Here is a 19,691-nt window from a genome sequence, read left to right on the forward strand (position 1 = left end):
AAACAAGGAATAAAACAATGGGTCCGCTGTATCGCACGGTTGTTGCTTGTGGTTTCACTGTATTGCTTGCCGGAACGGCGCAGGCTGAAGTGTGGAAAGAGGCCAAGAATCAGGACGGCATCAAGGTTTCGTTGAGCGACGTTCCCGGGTCCGATTACAAGGCTTATCAGGGCATTGCGCTGATCAATGCCAGCGTGAGCAAGTTGCGTGCGCTCCAGGAGGATGTCGCGGGGGCCTGCGCCTGGATTCACGAGTGCAAGTTGCAGAAAGTGCTCAAGCACGAAGGCAACAAGACCTGGACCTACAGCCAGTTCAACACTCCCTGGCCGGTGACGCCTCGCGATTCCGTGTTGCTGATCACCACTCAGGAAGGCGCTGACGGGAGTGTTACCCGCAACCTCGAAGAGCAGCCTTCGTATATTCCGGAGGAGAAGGGGTATGTGCGCGTGACCGAGGTCAAGGGCTTCTGGAAAATGGTGCCGAAGGGGCCGAACCAGACTGAAGTGACCTATCAGGTTCACACCGAGCCGGGTGGCAGTGTGCCGTCGATGCTGGCCAACAAGTTCGTTGTCGATGCGCCGTTCAATACCCTGAAGGCCCTCAGGGAGCGTGCCGCGCAAACCCCATGATTTGCACCGGGTAGCGGGCACAAAAAAGGGCTGCCAATGGCAGCCCTTTTTTTGCGCGTGGCGCTTACTTGCGGTCTTGCAGGGCGACGATGTCGCGTTGCACGTTGCCGGTGTACAGCTGGCGAGGGCGACCGATCTTGTAAGGGCTGGAGAGCATTTCCTTCCAGTGCGAGATCCAGCCGACGGTCCGCGCCAGGGCGAAGATCACGGTGAACATGCTGGTCGGAATGCCGATGGCCTTGAGGATGATGCCCGAATAGAAGTCGACGTTCGGGTACAGCGAGCGCTCGATGAAGTACGGATCGGTCAGGGCGATCTCTTCGAGGCGCATGGCCAGTTCGAGTTGAGGATCGTTGGTGATGCCCAGCTCTTTCAGTACTTCGTCGCAGGTCTGCTTCATTACGGTGGCGCGCGGGTCACGGTTCTTGTACACGCGGTGACCGAAGCCCATGAGCTTGAACGGATCGTTCTTGTCCTTGGCCTTGGCAATGAACTTGTCGATGTTCGACACATCGCCGATTTCATCGAGCATGGCCAGTACCGCTTCGTTGGCGCCGCCGTGGGCAGGGCCCCAGAGCGCTGCGATACCGGCGGCGATACAGGCGAACGGGTTGGCGCCCGAAGAACCCGCCATGCGCACGGTGGAGGTCGAAGCGTTCTGCTCGTGATCGGCGTGGAGGATGAAAATCTTGTCCATCGCCTTGGCCAGCACCGGGCTGATCGGTTTGATCTCGCACGGTGTGTTGAACATCATGTGCAGGAAGTTTTCCGCGTAGCTGAGGTCATTGCGCGGATACATCATGGGCTGGCCCATGGAGTACTTGTAGACCATCGCTGCCAGGGTCGGCATCTTGGCAACCAGGCGGATCGCGGAAATCTCGCGGTGCTGCGGGTTATTGATGTCCAGAGAGTCGTGGTAGAACGCTGACAGGGCGCCGACTACACCACACATGACGGCCATCGGGTGGGCGTCACGGCGGAAACCGTTGAAAAAGGTCTTGAGCTGTTCGTGAACCATCGTGTGGTTCTTGACCACGGCCACGAACTGGGCTTTCTGCTCGGCGGTGGGCAGTTCACCGTTGAGCAGCAGGTAGCAGGTTTCCAGGTAGTCGGACTGCTCGGCCAGTTGTTCGATCGGGTAGCCGCGGTGTAGCAGAATGCCATTGTCACCATCGATGTAGGTGATCTTCGAATCGCAAGAGGCCGTGGACATGAAGCCAGGGTCAAATGTGAAGCGGCCGGTGGCGGTCAGGCCGCGTACGTCGATCACGTCCGGACCCACTGTACCGGTCAGAATTGGCAGCTCGACGGGGGCAGCGCCCTCGATGATCAACTGCGCTTTTTTGTCAGCCATGTGGCCTCCTATTTATGCTTCAAATCATCAGACAGGCCCCCCACGCAGGGCCCGCATCACTATAGTGAGATAAATTCTAAAGTCAATTTGCCTAAAGTCGTGTTCCGCAAGGGCTCGGCCGTGGATTTTGCAGACGGTTTACTGCCGTTTACGCCTTTTGTCGCGGCAACGCAATCCGCTATTGGCGGTAAGTCTGCGCGTTGTCATTAGTGACCTAACTGTCTATACTCGGCGTCCGACCGCCAGAGGCTTTTGGCCTGTTTCAAGGGGGTCGTCACTTCCTGGGTGGTGGGTACCTGACCAGTGCACTTCCCAACAACTTGCCCTGATTGTTAGGGGCTCTTCAGTGTGAAAAAAAGCCGTGAATAGCCAACGACCTGTAAATCTAGACCTAAGGACCATCAAGCTCCCAGTCACCGCTTACACGTCCATCCTTCACCGCATCTCCGGTGTCATCCTCTTTGTCGGTATTGCAATCATGCTGTATGCAATGGACAAGTCGCTGGCTTCCGAAGAGGGGTTTGGTGAAGTCAAGGCGTATATGACCAGTCCGCTGGCCAAGCTGATCATCTGGGGACTTCTGTCTGCCCTGCTGTACCACCTGGTGGCCGGTATTCGTCACCTCATCATGGACTCGGGGGTAGGCGAGACGCTTGAAGGCGGCAAGCTGGGCTCCAAAATCGTTATCGCGGTCTCCGTGATTCTGATTCTTCTGGCGGGAGTATGGATATGGTAACCAACGTCACCAACCTGTCGCGTTCGGGCCTCTATGACTGGATGGCTCAGCGTGTTTCCGCAGTCGTGCTCGCGGCTTATTTCATCTTCCTGATCGGTTACATGGTCTTTCACCCGGGTCTGAGCTACGCCCAATGGCATGGTCTGTTCGCTCACAACGGAATGCGTATCTTCAGTCTCCTGGCCCTCGTTGCCCTTGGCGCTCACGCCTGGGTCGGCATGTGGACCATCGCGACCGACTACCTGACGCCGATGGCGCTGGGCAAGTCCGCAACTGCAGTACGTTTCCTGTTCCAGGCGGTATGCGGCGTTCTGATGTTCGCCTACTTCGTCTGGGGCGTGCAGATTCTTTGGGGTATCTGATCCATGGCTAACATTAATGCGCTTTCTTTCGACGCCATCATCATTGGTGGTGGCGGTGCCGGCATGCGCGCTGCACTGCAGCTCGCTCAGGGTGGTCACAAGACTGCCGTGGTCACCAAGGTCTTCCCGACCCGCTCGCACACCGTATCTGCCCAGGGTGGCATCACCTGTGCAATCGCTTCCGCCGATCCGAACGATGACTGGCGCTGGCACATGTACGATACCGTCAAGGGTTCCGACTACATCGGTGACCAGGACGCTATCGAATACATGTGTTCCGTAGGTCCGGAAGCAGTCTTCGAGCTCGAGCACATGGGCCTGCCGTTCTCCCGTACCGAGCAGGGCCGCATCTACCAGCGTCCGTTCGGCGGCCAGTCCAAGGACTTCGGCAAGGGCGGGCAGGCTGCCCGTACCTGCGCTGCCGCCGACCGTACCGGTCACGCACTGCTGCACACCCTGTATCAGGCCAACCTGAAGGCCGGCACTGTATTCCTCAACGAATACTATGCGGTGGATCTGGTGAAGAACAACGATGGCGCCTTTGTCGGCATCATCGCGATCTGCATCGAGACAGGCGAAACCTCGTACATCCGTGCCAATGCAACCGTGCTGGCAACCGGCGGTGCAGGCCGTATCTACTCGTCGACAACCAATGCCCTGATCAATACCGGTGACGGTATCGGCATGGCGCTGCGTGCCGGTGTTCCGGTTCAGGACATCGAAATGTGGCAGTTCCACCCGACCGGCATTGCCGGCGCAGGTGTACTGGTCACTGAAGGTTGCCGCGGTGAAGGCGGTTACCTGATCAACAAGCACGGCGAGCGTTTCATGGAGCGTTATGCTCCGAACGCCAAGGACCTTGCCGGTCGTGACGTTGTGGCGCGTTCCATGGTCAAGGAAATCATTGCCGGTAACGGCTGTGGTCCCGATGGCGATCATGTGATGCTCAAGCTCGATCACCTTGGTGAAGAAGTGCTGCACAGCCGTCTTCCAGGCATCATGGAGCTGTCCAAGACCTTCGCTCACGTCGACCCTGCGACCGCACCGATTCCTGTCGTGCCGACCTGCCACTACATGATGGGCGGCGTTGCCACCAACATTCATGGTCAGGCAATCACTCAGGATGCGGCTGGTGTCGATCAGATCATTCCAGGTCTGTTCGCGGTAGGTGAAGTGGCTTGCGTATCGGTTCACGGCGCCAACCGTCTGGGCGGCAACTCGCTGCTCGATCTGGTGGTGTTCGGTCGCGCTGCAGGTATCCACCTGGAGCAGGCTCTGCGTGAAGGCGTCGATTATGCGCGCGCTTCCGAGTCCGACATCGATGCTGCTCTCGCACGCCTTGCCGGCCTGAACGAGCGTACCACCGGTGAAGACGTTGCATCCCTGCGTAAAGAGCTGCAGAGCTGCATGCAGAACTACTTCGGTGTATTCCGTACTGGCGAATACATGCAGAAGGGTATCGCCCAGCTGGCTGATCTGCGCGTGCGCATCGCCAACGTCAAGATCAACGACAAGAGCCAGGCGTTCAACACCGCCCGTATCGAAGCGCTTGAACTGCAAAACCTGCTGGAAGTTGCCGAAGCCACGGCGATTGCCGCAGAGCATCGTAAAGAGTCCCGCGGCGCTCACGCTCGCGAAGACTTTGAAGATCGCGACGACGAGAACTGGTTGTGCCACACCCTGTATTTCCCGGGTGACAAGCGCGTGACCAAGCGTGCCGTTAACTTCTCGCCGAAGACTGTTCCGACTTTTGAACCCAAGATTCGGACTTATTAAGGGGTGGCCGATATGTTGCAAGTCAGTGTTTATCGTTACAACCCTGAGCAGGACGCCGCGCCGTTCATGCAGGAGTTTCAGGTCGATACCGGTGGCAAGGACCTGATGGTGCTGGACGTGCTCGCCCTGGTCAAAGAACAGGATCAAGGGTTCTCTTATCGTCGCTCGTGCCGTGAAGGCGTGTGCGGCTCCGACGGCATGAACATCAACGGCAAGAACGGCCTGGCCTGCATCACGCCGCTGTCGGCTGTCGTTGCCAAGAACAAGCTGATCGTACGTCCGCTGCCTGGTCTGCCGGTTATCCGTGACTTGGTCGTCGATATGAGCATCTTCTACAAGCAGTACGAGAAGGTGAAGCCATTCCTGCAGAACGACACGCCGGCTCCGGCCATCGAACGTCTGCAAACGCCGGAAGAGCGCGAAAAACTCGATGGTCTGTACGAGTGCATCCTGTGCGCTTGCTGCTCGACTTCCTGCCCGTCCTTCTGGTGGAACCCCGACAAGTTCCTGGGTCCTGCTGCACTGCTGCAAGCCTACCGTTTCCTGGCTGACAGCCGTGATACTCGCACCAGTGAGCGTCTGGCTTCGCTTGATGATCCGTTCAGCGTATTCCGCTGCCGCGGCATCATGAACTGCGTCAACGTCTGTCCGAAGGGCCTTAACCCAACCAAGGCTATCGGTCACGTGCGCAACATGTTGTTGCAGAACGGCGTCTGATTCATCGCTTTATCTGTTACACCGTTACACTGAAGTGGCTACGGCGCAGGCTTCAACCGGCGCCGTAGTTTTAACCTGAGCAGTAGCTCGCAAGGCTGCGGCTCTTATTTTGAAGAAATGAGACCAGCAGGGGCATCCGGGCTGGTACCCGGACTATCTGCGTGATCCCTGGTGACTTGATACAGTCGCTGCACACGACTATTTCAGGATTGCTCTGGTGTCTTCGCCGGTGGTGTCCCCTTACCGAGGGTGACCAAGCATGCAAGAAAGCGTGATGCAGCGCATGTGGAACAGTGCCCACCTATCCGGTGGTAACGCTGCCTATGTGGAAGAGCTCTATGAGCTTTACCTGCACGACCCTAACGCTGTGCCAGAAGAATGGCGCACCTACTTTCAGAAGTTGCCAGCAGATGGCAGCTCTGCCACTGATGTATCGCACTCGACCATTCGCGATCATTTCGTGTTGCTGGCCAAAAACCAGCGCCGCGCTCAACCGGTGTCCGCCGGCAGTGTGAGCAGCGAACACGAGAAGAAGCAGGTTGAAGTGCTGCGACTGATCCAGGCATATCGGATGCGTGGCCACCAGGCTGCCCAACTCGATCCGCTGGGCCTGTGGCAGCGCCCTGCGCCTGCGGATCTGTCGATCAATCATTACGGCTTGACCAATGCCGATCTTGATACGACCTTCCGTGCCGGCGACCTGTTCATCGGCAAAGAGGAAGCGAGCCTACGCGAAATTCATGAAGCGTTGCAGCAGACATATTGTCGCACCATCGGCTCCGAGTTCACTCACATCGTGGATTCCGAGCAGCGCAACTGGTTCATGCAGCGTCTCGAGAGTGTTCGTGGTCGTCCGGTGTTCTCGGCTGACATTCAGAGCCACCTGCTCGAGCGTGTTACTGCAGCTGAAGGCCTCGAAAAATACCTGGGCACCAAATACCCGGGCACCAAGCGTTTCGGTCTGGAAGGCGGCGAAAGCCTGATTCCGATGCTCGACGAGCTGATTCAGCGTTCCGGGTCCTATGGCACCAAGGAAGTCGTGATCGGCATGGCCCACCGTGGTCGCCTCAACGTACTGGTGAACACCTTCGGCAAGAACCCTCGCGACCTGTTCGACGAGTTCGAAGGCAAGAAGAAAGTGGAACTGGGTTCCGGTGACGTCAAATACCACCAGGGCTTCTCTTCCAACGTCATGACCGCAGGCGGTGAGGTTCACCTCGCCATGGCCTTCAACCCGTCTCACCTGGAGATCGTGTCTCCGGTGGTCGAAGGGTCGGTGCGTGCGCGTCAGGATCGTCGCAACGATCCGAACGGCGACAAGGTTCTGCCGATTTCCCTCCACGGCGACGCGGCCTTTGCCGGTCAGGGCGTGGTCATGGAAACCTTCCAGATGTCGCAGACTCGCGGCTTCAAGACGGGCGGCACGATCCACATCGTCATCAACAACCAGGTGGGCTTCACCATCAGCAACCCGCTGGACTCGCGTTCTACCGAGTACGCCACCGACGTTGCCAAGATGATCCAGGCACCGATCCTCCATGTGAATGGGGATGATCCGGAAGCCGTGATGTTCGTGACTCAGTTGGCCATCGATTACCGCATGCAGTTCAAGCGCGACATCGTGATCGATCTGGTCTGCTACCGTCGCCGTGGTCACAACGAAGCTGACGAGCCGAGCGGCACCCAGCCTCTGATGTACCAGCAGATCACCAAGCAGCGCACCACGCGCGAGCTGTATGCCGAGCATCTGATCAAGACCGGCGTTCTCGACGATGCCCGCGTTCAGGCCAAGGTCGACGATTACCGCAGCGCGCTGGACAACGGTCTGCACGTGGTGAAAAGTCTGGTCAAGGAGCCGAACAAGGAATTGTTCGTCGACTGGCGTCCATACCTGGGCCATGCCTGGACTGCGCGTCACGACACCCGCTTCGATCTCAAGACCCTGCAGGAACTGTCCGCCAAGCTCATGGAGCTGCCGGAAGGCTTCGTCGTGCAGCGTCAGGTTCAGAAAATCTACGAAGACCGCCAGAAGATGCAGGCCGGTGGCTTGCCGATCAACTGGGGTTACGCCGAAACCATGGCGTACGCCACACTGGCCTTCGAAGGTCATCCGATCCGCATGACAGGGCAGGACATCGGTCGCGGTACGTTCTCGCACCGTCACGCCGTGCTGCACAACCAGAAAGACGCCGGGACCTATATCCCGTTGCAGAATCTGTACTCCGGTCAGCCACGTTTCGACCTGTACGACTCGTTCCTTTCGGAAGAGGCCGTACTGGCATTCGAATACGGTTATTCGACCACCCAGCCTGATGCACTGGTTATCTGGGAAGCCCAGTTCGGCGACTTCGCCAACGGCGCTCAGGTAGTTGTCGATCAGTTCATCACCAGCGGCGAGCACAAGTGGGGCCGTCTGTGCGGTCTGACCATGCTGTTGCCTCATGGCTATGAAGGGCAGGGGCCAGAGCACTCGTCGGCCCGTCTCGAGCGTTACCTGCAATTGTGCGCCGAGCACAACATTCAGGTCTGCGTACCGACGACTCCGGCGCAGATCTACCACTTGTTGCGTCGTCAGGTCATCCGTCCGCTGCGCAAGCCGCTGATCGTGCTGACACCGAAGTCGCTGCTGCGTCACAAGCTGGCTGTTTCGACCCTGGAAGATCTGGCCGAAGGCTCGTTCCAGACCGTTATTCCGGAAATCGATACCCTCGATCCGGCCAAGGTCACGCGGCTGGTGCTGTGCAGCGGCAAGGTTTACTACGACCTGCTGGAAAAACGCCGTGCCGAAGGGCGTGAAGACATCGCCATCGTTCGCCTCGAGCAGCTGTATCCGTTCCCTGAAGATGATTTGATGGAAACCATCGCGCCTTACACCAACCTGCAGCATGTGGTCTGGTGTCAGGAAGAACCGATGAACCAGGGTGCCTGGTACAGCAGTCAACACCACCTGCGTCGCAGCATGGGCAACCACAAACGTGAACTCGTTCTCGAGTACGCCGGTCGTGATGCTTCTGCCGCTCCAGCGTGTGGTTACGCTTCGATGCACGCCGAGCAGCAGGAAAAACTGCTGCAAGATGCCTTCACTGTTTAACGCCTTCGAGCATTAGAAACCGAATTAAGGAATTACAGATAATGGCTATCGAGATCAAAGCCCCCTCTTTCCCGGAATCCGTTGCCGACGGCACCATTTCCAAGTGGTACAAAAAAGAGGGCGATGCGGTAAAACGTGACGAGATGCTGGTCGATATCGAGACTGACAAGGTTGTCCTCGAAGTGCTGGCCGAGGCTGACGGCGTGATGGGTGCGATCACCAAGGAAGAGGGTGCCATCGTACTGTCCAACGAAGTGCTTGGGACATTGAATGACGGTGCTACAGCATCTGCTGCTCCGGCACCTGCTGCTGCGCCTGCCTCCGCACCTGCTTCGGCACCAGCCGCTGCACCGGCTGCGGCTGCTGGCGAAGAAGACCCGATTGCTGCGCCTGCTGCGCGTCAACTGGCTGAAGAAAACGGCATCAGCCTGGCCAGCGTCAAGGGCACCGGTAAAGATGGCCGCATCACCAAGGAAGACGTGGTTGCTGCAGTTGAAGCGAAGAAATCCGCTCCGGCCGCTGCGCCTGCTGCCAAGCCTGCTGCTGCCGCTGCTCCTGTCGTCGCCGCTGGCGATCGCACCGAGAAGCGTGTACCGATGACTCGCGTGCGTGCAACCGTTGCCAAGCGTCTGGTCGAAGCGCAGTCGAACATGGCGATGCTGACCACGTTCAACGAAGTCGACATGACCGAAGTCATGGCACTGCGTTCGAAGTACAAGGACCTGTTCGAGAAGTCGCACAACGGTGTACGTCTGGGCTTCATGTCGTTCTTCGTCAAGGCTGCCACCGAGGCGCTGAAACGCTTCCCGGCTGTCAACGCGTCGATCGACGGTTCCGATATCGTCTACCACGGCTATGCCGACGTCGGTGTCGCGGTTTCCAGCGATCGCGGTCTGGTCGTACCGGTTCTGCGTAACGCAGAGCACATGAGCCTGGCTGAAATCGAAGGCGGCATCGCCACCTTCGGCAAGAAAGCCCGTGACGGTAAACTGTCCATCGACGAGATGACCGGCGGTACGTTCACCATCACCAATGGTGGTACTTTCGGTTCGATGATGTCGACGCCGATCGTCAACCCGCCACAGGCTGCCATTCTGGGTATGCACAACATTCTGCAGCGTCCGATGGCAGTCAATGGTCAGGTTGTGATTCGCCCGATGATGTATCTGGCGTTGTCGTACGATCACCGTTTGATCGACGGCAAGGAAGCGGTAACCTTCCTCGTGACCATCAAGAACCTGCTGGAAGATCCGGCTCGTCTGCTGCTGGATATTTGATGACGCAGTCCCGGGCTGAACACGACAGGCTGTGCAAGAGCGCAGTCTGTCGTACCGCCCGGGTCTTGCAGATTACATCTAATGAACAGGTTGCAACGCTCGTCTGTAAAGCATCACGGACCTGCCTGCAACTTGCAGGTTAAAGCTCGCAGCTATAGAGGAATTCTTTTTTATGTCCCAGAAATTCGACGTGGTAGTGATTGGCGCAGGCCCTGGCGGTTATGTTGCCGCCATCAAGGCTGCGCAACTTGGTCTCAAGACTGCCTGCATCGAGAAGTATCAGGACAAGGAGGGCAAACTGGCCCTCGGCGGTACCTGCCTGAACGTGGGTTGCATTCCTTCCAAGGCACTGCTCGACAGCTCCTGGAAATTCTATGAAGCCAAGAACGGCTTCAGCGTACATGGCATCTCGACATCTGAACTGAACATCGATATCCCAGCGATGATCGGCCGTAAGTCGACCATCGTCAAAGGCCTGACCGGCGGCGTCGCCAGCCTGTTCAAAGCCAATGGCGTGACCACGTTGCAGGGTCACGGCAAACTGCTGGCCGGCAAGAAGGTCGAGCTGACCGCAGCCGACGGCACTGTCGAAATCATCGAAGCGGACCATGTGATCCTGGCTTCGGGTTCGCGTCCTATCGACATTCCGCCAGCTCCGGTTGACCAGAAAGTCATCGTCGATTCGACTGGTGCTCTTGAATTCCAACAGGTTCCACAGCGTCTGGGCGTGATCGGCGCTGGCGTGATCGGCCTGGAACTGGGTTCTGTCTGGGCTCGCCTGGGTGCTCAGGTTACCGTTCTGGAAGCGCTGGAGAAGTTCATCCCTGCAGCTGACGAAGCGGTTTCCAAGGAAGCACTGAAAACCTTCAACAAGCAGGGCCTGGACATCAAGCTGGGCGCTCGCGTGACCGGTTCCAAGGTCGAAGGCGAACAGGTTGTGGTCAGCTACACCGACGCTGCCGGCGAACAGTCGATCACCTTCGATCGTCTGATCGTTGCCGTGGGCCGTCGCCCTGTCACTACCGACCTGCTGGCTTCGGACAGCGGTGTCGATCTGGACGAGCGCGGTTTCATCTACGTTGATGACTACTGCACCACCAGCGTGCCGGGCGTATACGCCATCGGTGACGTGGTTCGCGGCCTGATGCTGGCGCACAAGGCCTCGGAAGAGGGCATCATGGTTGTCGAGCGCATCAAGGGCCACAAGGCCCAGATGAACTACAACCTGATCCCGTCGGTTATCTACACCCACCCGGAAATCGCCTGGGTCGGCAAGACCGAGCAGACGCTCAAGGCCGAAGGCGTTGAAGTCAATGTCGGTACATTCCCGTTCGCAGCCAGCGGCCGTGCCATGGCAGCCAACGACACCGGCGGTTTCGTCAAGATCATTGCCGACGCCAAGACTGACCGCGTACTGGGTGTTCACGTGATCGGCCCGAGCGCTGCAGAGCTGGTACAGCAGGGCGCAATCGCGATGGAATTCGGCAGCAGCGCAGAGGACATCGGCATGATGGTCTTCTCGCACCCGACCCTGTCCGAAGCGCTGCATGAAGCTGCACTGGCTGTGAATGGCGGCGCCATCCATATCCAGAATCGCAAGAAACGCTAAGACAACAAGAGAAACCACGACGCAGTGCCCGTCGTTGGCCTTGCAAGCAGGGCTTACCGCGGAATCTGCGCCGGACTCGACCTCTCAGGCGGCTTCACGAGTGTCCCACGGCACTTGCGGAGTCCACCCGGAGTAGCGGTCACAGGTGGTGCGGCACGCTGACGTGCAGCACCGAATGCGCAGTACCTAAACGAAGACGGTAATAAGCATGAATCTTCACGAGTATCAGGGTAAGCAGCTGTTCGCTGAGTACGGCCTGCCAGTATCCAAGGGTTACGCGGTAGACACCCCGGAAGCAGCAGCAGAAGCCTGCGACAAGATCGGCGGGACCGAGTGGGTCGTCAAAGCCCAGGTTCACGCAGGTGGTCGCGGTAAAGCGGGCGGCGTAAAGCTGGTTCGCAGCAAGGAAGACGCTGCAGCGTTCGCTCAACAGTGGTTGGGCAAGCGCCTGGTGACTTACCAGACTGACGCCAACGGTCAGCCAGTGACCAAGATCCTGGTCGAGTCCTGCACCGACATCGCCAAAGAGCTGTATCTGGGCGCTGTGGTCGATCGCTCCAGCCGTCGTATCGTATTCATGGCTTCCACCGAAGGTGGCGTGGACATCGAGAAGATCGCTCACGACACTCCTGAAAAGATTCTCAAGGCCACCATCGATCCACTGGTCGGCGCTCAGCCGTTCCAGGGGCGCGATCTGGCATTCCAGCTGGGTCTGGAAGGCAAGCAGGTCACTCAGTTCGCCAAGATCTTCACCGGTCTGGCCAAGCTGTTCCAGGACCATGACCTGGCGCTGCTGGAAGTGAACCCGCTGGTGATCAAGGCTGACGGCGATCTGCACTGCCTGGACGCCAAGATCAACATCGACGCCAACGCCATGTACCGTCAGCCAAAGCTGAAGGGCTTCCACGATCCTTCGCAGGACGATCCTCGCGAAGCTCACGCAGCCAAGTTCGAACTGAACTACGTTGCGCTGGAAGGCAACATCGGCTGTATGGTCAACGGTGCCGGTCTGGCCATGGGTACCATGGACATCGTCAACCTGCATGGCGGCAAGCCTGCAAACTTCCTTGACGTTGGCGGCGGTGCCACCAAGGAACGCGTTACCGAAGCGTTCAAGATCATCCTGTCCGACACCAACGTCGCTGCAGTACTGGTCAACATCTTCGGCGGCATCGTTCGTTGCGACATGATTGCCGAAGGCATCATCGGTGCAGTGAAAGAAGTCGGCGTTAAAATCCCGGTTGTTGTTCGCCTTGAAGGCAACAACGCTGAGCTGGGCGCTAAAGTACTGGCAGAAAGCGGTTTGAACATCATCGCTGCTACCAGCCTGACCGACGCTGCTCAACAAGTTGTCAAAGCCGCGGAGGGCAAGTAATGAGCGTCCTGATCAATAAAGACACCAAGGTTATCTGCCAGGGTTTCACTGGTTCGCAAGGTACCTTCCACTCCGAGCAAGCCATTGCCTACGGCACCAAGATGGTTGGCGGCGTGACACCAGGCAAGGGCGGCACCACGCACCTGAACCTGCCAGTGTTCAACACTGTTAAAGAAGCCGTAGAAACCACTGGCGCTACTGCCAGCGTTATCTACGTTCCGGCTCCTTTCTGCAAGGACTCCATCCTTGAAGCAGCGTTCGGCGGCATCAAGCTGATCGTTTGCATCACCGAAGGCATCCCGACCATCGACATGCTGGAAGCCAAGGTCAAGTGCGACGAGCTGGGTGTGGTCCTGATCGGTCCTAACTGCCCAGGCGTCATCACTCCGGGCGAGTGCAAGATCGGCATCATGCCAGGTCACATTCACTTGCCAGGCAAGGTAGGCATCGTGTCGCGTTCCGGCACTCTGACTTACGAAGCTGTGAAGCAGACCACTGACGCCGGTTTCGGTCAGTCCACCTGCGTTGGTATCGGCGGTGACCCGATCCCAGGCTCGAACTTCATCGACATCCTGAAGCTGTTCCAGGAAGACCCGAAGACCGAAGCGATCGTCATGATCGGCGAGATCGGCGGTTCGGCTGAAGAAGAAGCGGCTGCCTACATCAAGGCACACGTAACCAAGCCGGTTGTTTCCTACATCGCTGGTGTGACTGCTCCTCCGGGCAAGCGCATGGGCCATGCCGGTGCAATCATCTCGGGTGGTAAGGGTACTGCAGACGAGAAATTCGCTGCACTGCAGGACGCTGGCGTAAAAACCGTGCGCTCCCTGGCAGACATCGGCAAGGCCCTGGCCGAGCTGACCGGTTGGCCGACCAAGTAAGCCTCGCTTGCTTTTCGGGTAATCGACAAAAGCCACCTTCGGGTGGCTTTTGTTTGGGCGGGTGAAAAACGCAGCGCGGCGTCCTGGCCCTGTTTCCGTCTATCGATTGTTATTCATCCGCCATTCCTGGCGGGTCAATTCCCATATCTGCTCCTGTGTCGTCCCGCAGACAAACTGTGCTTCCTGCACAGTCACAAGGCGCATGCCTTCGCGCCGCGACAGGCGGCACGATGCTTCATTCAAAGCCGATTTGGCCACACGTAAAACCGGGCGTTTCAAGGTTTCAAACCAGAAACGGTCGATGGCCACGCAGACCTCCGACATCAGGCCCAGCCCCTGATAGGGTGGCGATAGCCAGAACCCGCGATTGTTGTCCTCCTCATCCATCATGCACGCGGCACCGATCAGGCGATCCTGTTCGCCGCAAAGACGAATCGACCAGTGCCATTCTTCACCGTCCTGCATGGCCGGCAAGGCGTTCTCACGGATATAGCGCAGCGCTTCCCCATCTGGATAAGGCCAGGGCACGTGGTGGGTCAGATAACGCACCACTTCCCACTGGTTGAACAGGCTTTGCATCACCGCGGCGTCTTCAAGCTGCAATGGGCGCAGGACCAGACGTGGCGTATGCAGGGTTGGCGTGGGTATCGCACTCAGGTGAGTGATGTCGGGCATGGAAATAAGCTGCCGGGTATGGAAGGGGCGCTCAATCTATCTATGAGCACACCGCTGGTCTGTCAGGCATTTCCCGTTTTACAGTGGCTTTTGCAACTGCCAGTCAAAGGTGCGTCGTCGGGTGGCTCGCCCTGAGACAGTGCATTTTCCAGCGAAGTTGGCTACCCTGTCCGCCGTTTTTGCGTTGCCCTCACGAGGGGCGTTTCGCAAGGTACTGCCACGTCTTACGCCGACGGGCTGCGTCCGCCCCATTCATGGGTGACGTCCCATCCCTTATTTCGATTCTGTGTGGTCCCTCGTAATGAAAGTGTTGAAAGGCCAGGACATCCTGGCACTCGGTTTTATGACATTTGCCCTGTTCGTCGGGGCTGGCAACATCATCTTTCCCCCCATCGTGGGTCTGCAGGCCGGGCCGCATGTATGGATGGCGGCGCTGGGCTTTCTGGTTACCGCGGTTGGCTTGCCGGTCATTACCGTGATCGCTCTGGCCAGGGTCGGCGGCGCGATGGATGCGCTGAGCAGTCCGATTGGCAAGATCGCCGGCGGAGCTCTGGCTGCAGTCTGCTATCTGGCGGTCGGTCCATTGTTCGCCACTCCGCGTACCGCTACGGTCTCGTTCGAAGTCGGCCTCGCGCCGCTGACCGGCGACACCCCGATGGCCTTGTTCCTCTACAGCCTGGTGTACTTTCTGGTGGTGTTCTGGGTTTCGCTGTACCCGGGGCGCTTGCTCGATACCGTCGGACGTTTTCTGGCGCCGCTCAAGATCATCGCTCTGGCGGTACTGGGCATCGCGGCATTCGCCTTGCCGGCAGGCGGAATAGGGGAGGCGGAGCCGGCGTACGCGGTAGCGCCATTTTCCCAGGGCTTCATCAATGGCTACCTGACCATGGACACGCTGGGGGCGCTGGTCTTCGGTATCGTCATCGTCAACGCGATCCGCTCTCGCGGTGTCGAATCGCCTCGTTTGATCACTCGCTACGCGATCATTGCCGGACTGATTGCCGGGGTCGGGCTGGCCTTGGTGTATGTCAGTCTGTTTCGTCTCGGTTCCGGTAGCCACGCCGTGGCGGCAGGTGCCAGCAATGGCGCAGCGGTTTTGCATGCCTACGTGCAGCACACCTTCGGTTCGCTGGGCAGCGGATTCCTTGCCGTGCTGATTTCCCTGGCATGTCTGGTCACTGCAGTAGGCCTGACCTGTGCCTGCGCCGAATACTTTGCCAAGGTGTTGCCGCTGTCCTACAGAACGCTGGTGATTATTCTCGCGGTGTTCTCGTTGCTGGTGTCCAATCTCGGGTTGACCAAACTGATCCAGTTCTCGATTCCGGTGCTCACGGCGATTTATCCGCCGTGCATCGTTCTGGTCGCGCTGAGCTTCTGCAAGGAGCTCTGGCAGAGCCAGGGACGTGTGGTGGCCCCCGTGATGCTGGTTTCTCTGGTATTCGGCCTGATCGATGCGCTGAAGGGCGCTGGTTTCGCCGAGGCTCTGCCCGATGTGCTGATCCATCTGCCGCTGGGTGATCAGGGGCTTGCGTGGTTGGTGCCTGCTGTTGTCACACTGGCAGTTGCAGTGGTGGTCGACAGGGTGATGGGCAAGCGCAGCGAGGCGCTGGCTTGAAGGCCGTGCTTTAGACGATTGCGCAGGAAAAATCGTGCTGCATGAAAAGGCCCGCTATAAGCGGGCCTTTTTAGTTCTGCGAGCGTGTCAGCCTTACTTGGTGGCTGGTGCTGCTTCTGGCGCCTTGTTGGCGTTTTCATTGGTGCGCTGCTGAGCGGCTTCAGCGTTCTTCTGAGCGGCTTCCTGGCTTTCCTTGGCCGCGTCATTCACTTTTTCCTGAGCCTTTTCCATCGACTCCTGGGACTGCTGAGCTGCCTTGTTGGCATCTTGCTGAGTGTTTTCGGACTTTTTGTCACAGGCGGCAAGGCCCAGGGTGGCAGAAAGCATCAAGGCATAGGCTAAAGATTTACGCATGGGGTGTTTCTCCTTATTGATTATTCACGAGCCTAAGAGCCTGCCCCCGAGGGTTAAGTTCCACCCGTGACGACAATAATGGAGGGCGTTGTTTCACGGTCGTTACAGGCTGATGAAAGTGCGCCAGTCATGAGTCGTTCCGGCGAGCTCCGAGCAGGCTGATTCGCCTCGTGCCCGGTGCATGAAACACGCTCCAGGCATCATTGGCTCTTGAAATCCCCGACCCAGCCCCCACCTTGATGACTACCCGCTGTCACACAGGCTGCTGCCTGACCGTGATGGCTTATACCATCCAGATCGGAGTTTGATGATTATGAGTGTGGAAACTCAAAAGGAAACCCTGGGCTTCCAGACCGAGGTAAAGCAACTGCTGCACCTCATGATCCATTCGCTGTATTCCAACAAGGAAATTTTCCTTCGCGAATTGATCTCGAACGCGTCTGACGCGGTCGACAAATTGCGTTTTGAAGCGTTGTCCAAGCCCGAGTTGCTGGAAGGCGGCGCGGAGCTGAAAATTCGTGTGAGCTTCGACAAGGACGCGAAGACCGTTACGCTTGAAGACAACGGCATCGGTATGAGCCGTGAAGACGTGATCACCCACCTGGGTACGATCGCCAAGTCCGGCACCGCTGATTTCATGAAAAACCTGTCGGGCGACCAGAAGAAGGACTCGCACCTGATCGGTCAGTTCGGTGTGGGCTTCTACTCGGCGTTCATCGTTGCCGATCAGGTCGAAGTGTTCAGCCGTCGTGCCGGCACGCCAGCGAGCGAAGGTGTGCACTGGTCTTCCAAGGGCGAAGGCGAGTTCGAAGTCGCTACTGTCGACAAGGCTGATCGTGGCACCCGTATTGTTCTGCATCTGAAAAACGGTGAAGAAGAGTTCGCTGACGGCTACCGCCTGCGCAACATCATCAAGAAATACTCCGACCATATCGCCTTGCCGATCGAGCTGCCCAAAGAGCAGGCTCCGGCAGCCGAAGGCGAGGAGGCGCCGGCGCTGGAGTGGGAAACCGTCAACCGCGCCAGCGCACTCTGGACCCGTCCGCGCACCGAGGTGAAGGACGAGGAGTACCAGGAGTTCTACAAGCACGTCGCGCACGACTACGAGAACCCGCTGAGCTGGAGCCACAACAAGGTCGAAGGCAAGCTGGAATACACTTCGCTGCTGTACGTACCTGCGCGTGCGCCGTTCGATCTGTATCAGCGTGAAGCACCGCGTGGTCTGAAACTCTACGTGCAGCGTGTGTTCGTGATGGATCAGGCCGAGTCGTTCCTGCCGCTGTACATGCGCTTCGTCAAGGGCGTGGTCGATTCCAATGACCTGTCGCTGAACGTTTCCCGCGAAATCCTGCAGAAAGACCCGATCATCGATTCGATGAAGTCGGCGCTGACCAAGCGCGTGCTGGACATGCTGGAGAAGCTGGCGAAAAACGAGCCGGAGAAGTACAAGGGGTTCTGGAAAAACTTCGGTCAGGTCCTCAAGGAAGGTCCGGCAGAAGACTTCGCCAACAAGGAAAAAATCGCCGGTCTGCTGCGTTTCGCATCGACGTCCGACGACAGCGGCGAACAGAGCGTTTCTCTGGCCGAGTACTTGGCGCGTGGCAAGGAAGGTCAGGACAAGATCTACTACCTCACTGGCGAATCCTACGCGCAGGTCAAGAACAGCCCGCACCTTGAAGTCTTCCGCAAGAAGGGCATCGAAGTGCTGTTGCTCACCGATCGTATCGACGAGTGGCTGATGAGCTACCTGAGCGATTTCGATGGCAAGGGCTTTGTGGATGTGGCGCGTGGTGACCTGGACCTGGGCAATCTTGACTCCGAAGAGGACAAGAAGGCTCAGGAAGAGATCGCCAAGGACAAGGAAGGCCTTATCGAGCGTCTGAAAGCCGCGCTGGGTGAGTCGGTGAGCGAAGTGCGGGTTTCCCATCGCTTGACCGATTCGCCTGCGATTCTGGCAATTGGCGAGCAGGATATGGGTCTGCAGATGCGTCAGATTCTGGAAGCCAGCGGGCAGAAGGTGCCGGATTCCAAGCCTATCTTCGAATTCAACCCTGCCCACCCGTTGATCGGCAAGCTCGATGCCGAGCAGAGCGAAGACCGCTTCGGCGATCTGTCGCACATCCTGTTCGATCAGGCCGCGCTGGCCGCCGGTGACAGCCTCAAGGATCCGGCCGCTTACGTGCGCCGTCTGAACAAGTTGCTGGTAGAACTGTCGGTTTGATAGCCGGTTGACAAGAAACCCGCTTCGGCGGGTTTTTTGTTTCAGTTCCCGCGACATGTCCTTCATCTCTCCAACGATCAGGAGTCAGTAATGAGCAGCAATATCGAAATTCGTTCTGTGGTCTATCAGATTGATGGTCAGTCTTATGAAAGCCGTCTGGTGTACGACACAAAAGCTACTGCTGCACAGCCGGGTCTGTTGATGGCGCCCAACTGGATGGGTGTCAGCAAGGGTGCCGAAGACATCGCCAAAGCGGTGGCGGCCGAGGGTTATGTAGTGTTGCTGGCTGACCTGTATGGTCAGCAGATTCGTCCGGGCAACAACGACGAGGCGGGCGCGGCCATGACGCCGCTCAAGAATGATCGCGGTCTGCTGCGCAAGCGTATGCAGGCAGGACTCGATCAGTTGTTGAGCCAGGCGGGCGTGTCCCTGGACACAAGCAAAATCGCAACCTTTGGCTTCTGCTTCGGGGGCTGCTGCTCTCTGGAGCTGGCGCGCACCGGTGCCGAACTGAAAGCCGCGATCTCCTTCCACGGCACGCTGGACACACCCAACCCGGCTGACGCCAAAAACATCAAGGGCTCGGTGCTGGTCCTGCACGGCGCCTCTGACCCGTTAGTGCCGAAAGAGCAACTGCCGGCTTTCGAAAACGAGATGAACACCGCTGGCGTGGACTGGCAGCTCCACAGCTACGGCGGCGCATTCCATTCCTTCACCGATCCGCACGCCAACGTGCCGGGCATGATGATGTACGACGCCAAAGTGTCGAGCCGCGCGTTCAAGTCGATGCATGATTTGCTGAAAGAAGTGTTCGGCTGAAGGAATACCTATCGTCCCCTAAGGTATGCCGGATAACACTACCGTTTCGTGGGCATGCCGATCTGGACGCTCTGCGTCCTCTTGCGACGCAGAGCGTCGTGAACTGCATTCCCACGCTGGAGCGTGAGGAACGATCGGTGTTCTGGAGATCCATCGTCCCCGCAGGTATACCGAAGAGCGCTAGCCACGTTTTTCCGACT

Annotated in this window: 16 protein-coding genes; 13 read left to right on the forward strand and 3 right to left on the reverse strand. The window is 58.2% G+C overall.

Features of this window, described 5'->3' with window-relative positions; genetic code table 11:
* Nucleotides 1-17: 17 nt before the first annotated feature.
* A complete protein-coding gene (locus tag BLR20_RS00945; RefSeq protein ID WP_054993960.1) occupies nucleotides 18-629 on the forward strand; it encodes an START domain-containing protein in 612 nt (203 codons plus the stop codon).
* Nucleotides 630-693: 64 nt separating this feature from the next.
* Here the strand turns inward: BLR20_RS00945 and gltA are convergent, their stop codons facing one another.
* Nucleotides 694-1,983 (reverse strand): citrate synthase, encoded by a 1,290-nt coding sequence (gltA, locus tag BLR20_RS00950; RefSeq protein WP_054993959.1) that lies wholly within the window; start codon nucleotides 1,981-1,983, stop codon nucleotides 694-696.
* A gap of 361 nt (nucleotides 1,984-2,344) precedes the next feature.
* Here gltA and sdhC point away from each other — a divergent pair, with 361 nt between their 5' ends.
* From sdhC to sucD, 9 genes are all read left to right on the forward strand, one after another.
* Nucleotides 2,345-2,719, forward strand: a complete 375-nt coding sequence (gene sdhC / locus BLR20_RS00955; RefSeq protein WP_003423585.1) for a succinate dehydrogenase, cytochrome b556 subunit — start codon at nucleotides 2,345-2,347, stop codon at nucleotides 2,717-2,719.
* Entirely contained in the window at nucleotides 2,713-3,081 is a 369-nt protein-coding gene (gene sdhD / locus BLR20_RS00960; RefSeq protein WP_003316551.1) for a succinate dehydrogenase, hydrophobic membrane anchor protein, read from the forward strand. Before sdhC ends, sdhD begins: the two co-directional genes overlap by 7 nt.
* A 3-nt stretch (nucleotides 3,082-3,084) precedes the next feature.
* On the forward strand, nucleotides 3,085-4,857 hold the full coding sequence (gene sdhA / locus BLR20_RS00965; protein ID WP_003419913.1) for a succinate dehydrogenase flavoprotein subunit: 1,773 nt from the start codon (nucleotides 3,085-3,087) through the stop codon (nucleotides 4,855-4,857).
* Nucleotides 4,858-4,869: 12 nt separating this feature from the next.
* Nucleotides 4,870-5,574, forward strand: a complete 705-nt coding sequence (locus BLR20_RS00970; RefSeq protein ID WP_003343563.1) for a succinate dehydrogenase iron-sulfur subunit — start codon at nucleotides 4,870-4,872, stop codon at nucleotides 5,572-5,574.
* A 259-nt stretch (nucleotides 5,575-5,833) separates the two neighbouring features.
* Nucleotides 5,834-8,665, forward strand: coding sequence for a 2-oxoglutarate dehydrogenase E1 component (locus BLR20_RS00975; protein WP_003366703.1), 2,832 nt, complete (start codon nucleotides 5,834-5,836; stop codon nucleotides 8,663-8,665).
* Nucleotides 8,666-8,706: 41 nt separating this feature from the next.
* Nucleotides 8,707-9,942, forward strand: coding sequence for a 2-oxoglutarate dehydrogenase complex dihydrolipoyllysine-residue succinyltransferase (odhB, locus tag BLR20_RS00980; RefSeq protein WP_054993958.1), 1,236 nt, complete (start codon nucleotides 8,707-8,709; stop codon nucleotides 9,940-9,942).
* 172 nt (nucleotides 9,943-10,114) lie between these two features.
* Entirely contained in the window at nucleotides 10,115-11,551 is a 1,437-nt protein-coding gene (gene lpdA / locus BLR20_RS00985) for a dihydrolipoyl dehydrogenase (protein ID WP_003394569.1), read from the forward strand.
* A gap of 208 nt (nucleotides 11,552-11,759) precedes the next feature.
* On the forward strand, nucleotides 11,760-12,926 hold the full coding sequence (sucC, locus tag BLR20_RS00990) for an ADP-forming succinate--CoA ligase subunit beta (RefSeq protein ID WP_002552981.1): 1,167 nt from the start codon (nucleotides 11,760-11,762) through the stop codon (nucleotides 12,924-12,926).
* The gene (gene sucD / locus BLR20_RS00995; protein WP_010432935.1) at nucleotides 12,926-13,807 is read left to right on the forward strand and encodes a succinate--CoA ligase subunit alpha; all 882 of its coding nucleotides are present in this window, start codon (nucleotides 12,926-12,928) and stop codon (nucleotides 13,805-13,807) included. The genes sucC and sucD overlap by 1 nt, the downstream gene beginning before the upstream one ends.
* 99 nt (nucleotides 13,808-13,906) lie before the next feature.
* On the opposite strand, the gene BLR20_RS01000 is transcribed toward sucD, so the two are convergent.
* The gene (locus BLR20_RS01000; RefSeq protein WP_032613526.1) at nucleotides 13,907-14,482 is read right to left on the reverse strand and encodes a GNAT family N-acetyltransferase; all 576 of its coding nucleotides are present in this window, start codon (nucleotides 14,480-14,482) and stop codon (nucleotides 13,907-13,909) included.
* A 301-nt stretch (nucleotides 14,483-14,783) separates the two neighbouring features.
* Between BLR20_RS01000 and brnQ the strand changes: the two genes are divergently transcribed.
* The gene (brnQ, locus tag BLR20_RS01005) at nucleotides 14,784-16,097 is read left to right on the forward strand and encodes a branched-chain amino acid transport system II carrier protein (RefSeq protein WP_032613524.1); all 1,314 of its coding nucleotides are present in this window, start codon (nucleotides 14,784-14,786) and stop codon (nucleotides 16,095-16,097) included.
* A gap of 93 nt (nucleotides 16,098-16,190) precedes the next feature.
* Here brnQ and BLR20_RS01010 read toward each other — a convergent pair whose 3' ends face one another.
* Nucleotides 16,191-16,451: a lipoprotein gene (locus BLR20_RS01010; protein ID WP_002552985.1), complete on the reverse strand. Its 261-nt coding sequence runs from the start codon at nucleotides 16,449-16,451 to the stop codon at nucleotides 16,191-16,193.
* Nucleotides 16,452-16,764: 313 nt separating this feature from the next.
* Here BLR20_RS01010 and htpG point away from each other — a divergent pair, with 313 nt between their 5' ends.
* Both htpG and BLR20_RS01020 read left to right on the forward strand, forming a co-directional pair.
* Nucleotides 16,765-18,672, forward strand: a complete 1,908-nt coding sequence (gene htpG / locus BLR20_RS01015; protein WP_010432925.1) for a molecular chaperone HtpG — start codon at nucleotides 16,765-16,767, stop codon at nucleotides 18,670-18,672.
* Between the two features lie 90 nt (nucleotides 18,673-18,762).
* The gene (locus BLR20_RS01020) at nucleotides 18,763-19,491 is read left to right on the forward strand and encodes a dienelactone hydrolase family protein (protein ID WP_054993957.1); all 729 of its coding nucleotides are present in this window, start codon (nucleotides 18,763-18,765) and stop codon (nucleotides 19,489-19,491) included.
* Nucleotides 19,492-19,691 lie beyond the last annotated feature (200 nt).

The sequence above is a fragment of the Pseudomonas congelans genome, from assembly GCF_900103225.1.
In the GTDB taxonomy this organism is placed as follows: domain Bacteria; phylum Pseudomonadota; class Gammaproteobacteria; order Pseudomonadales; family Pseudomonadaceae; genus Aquipseudomonas; species Aquipseudomonas congelans.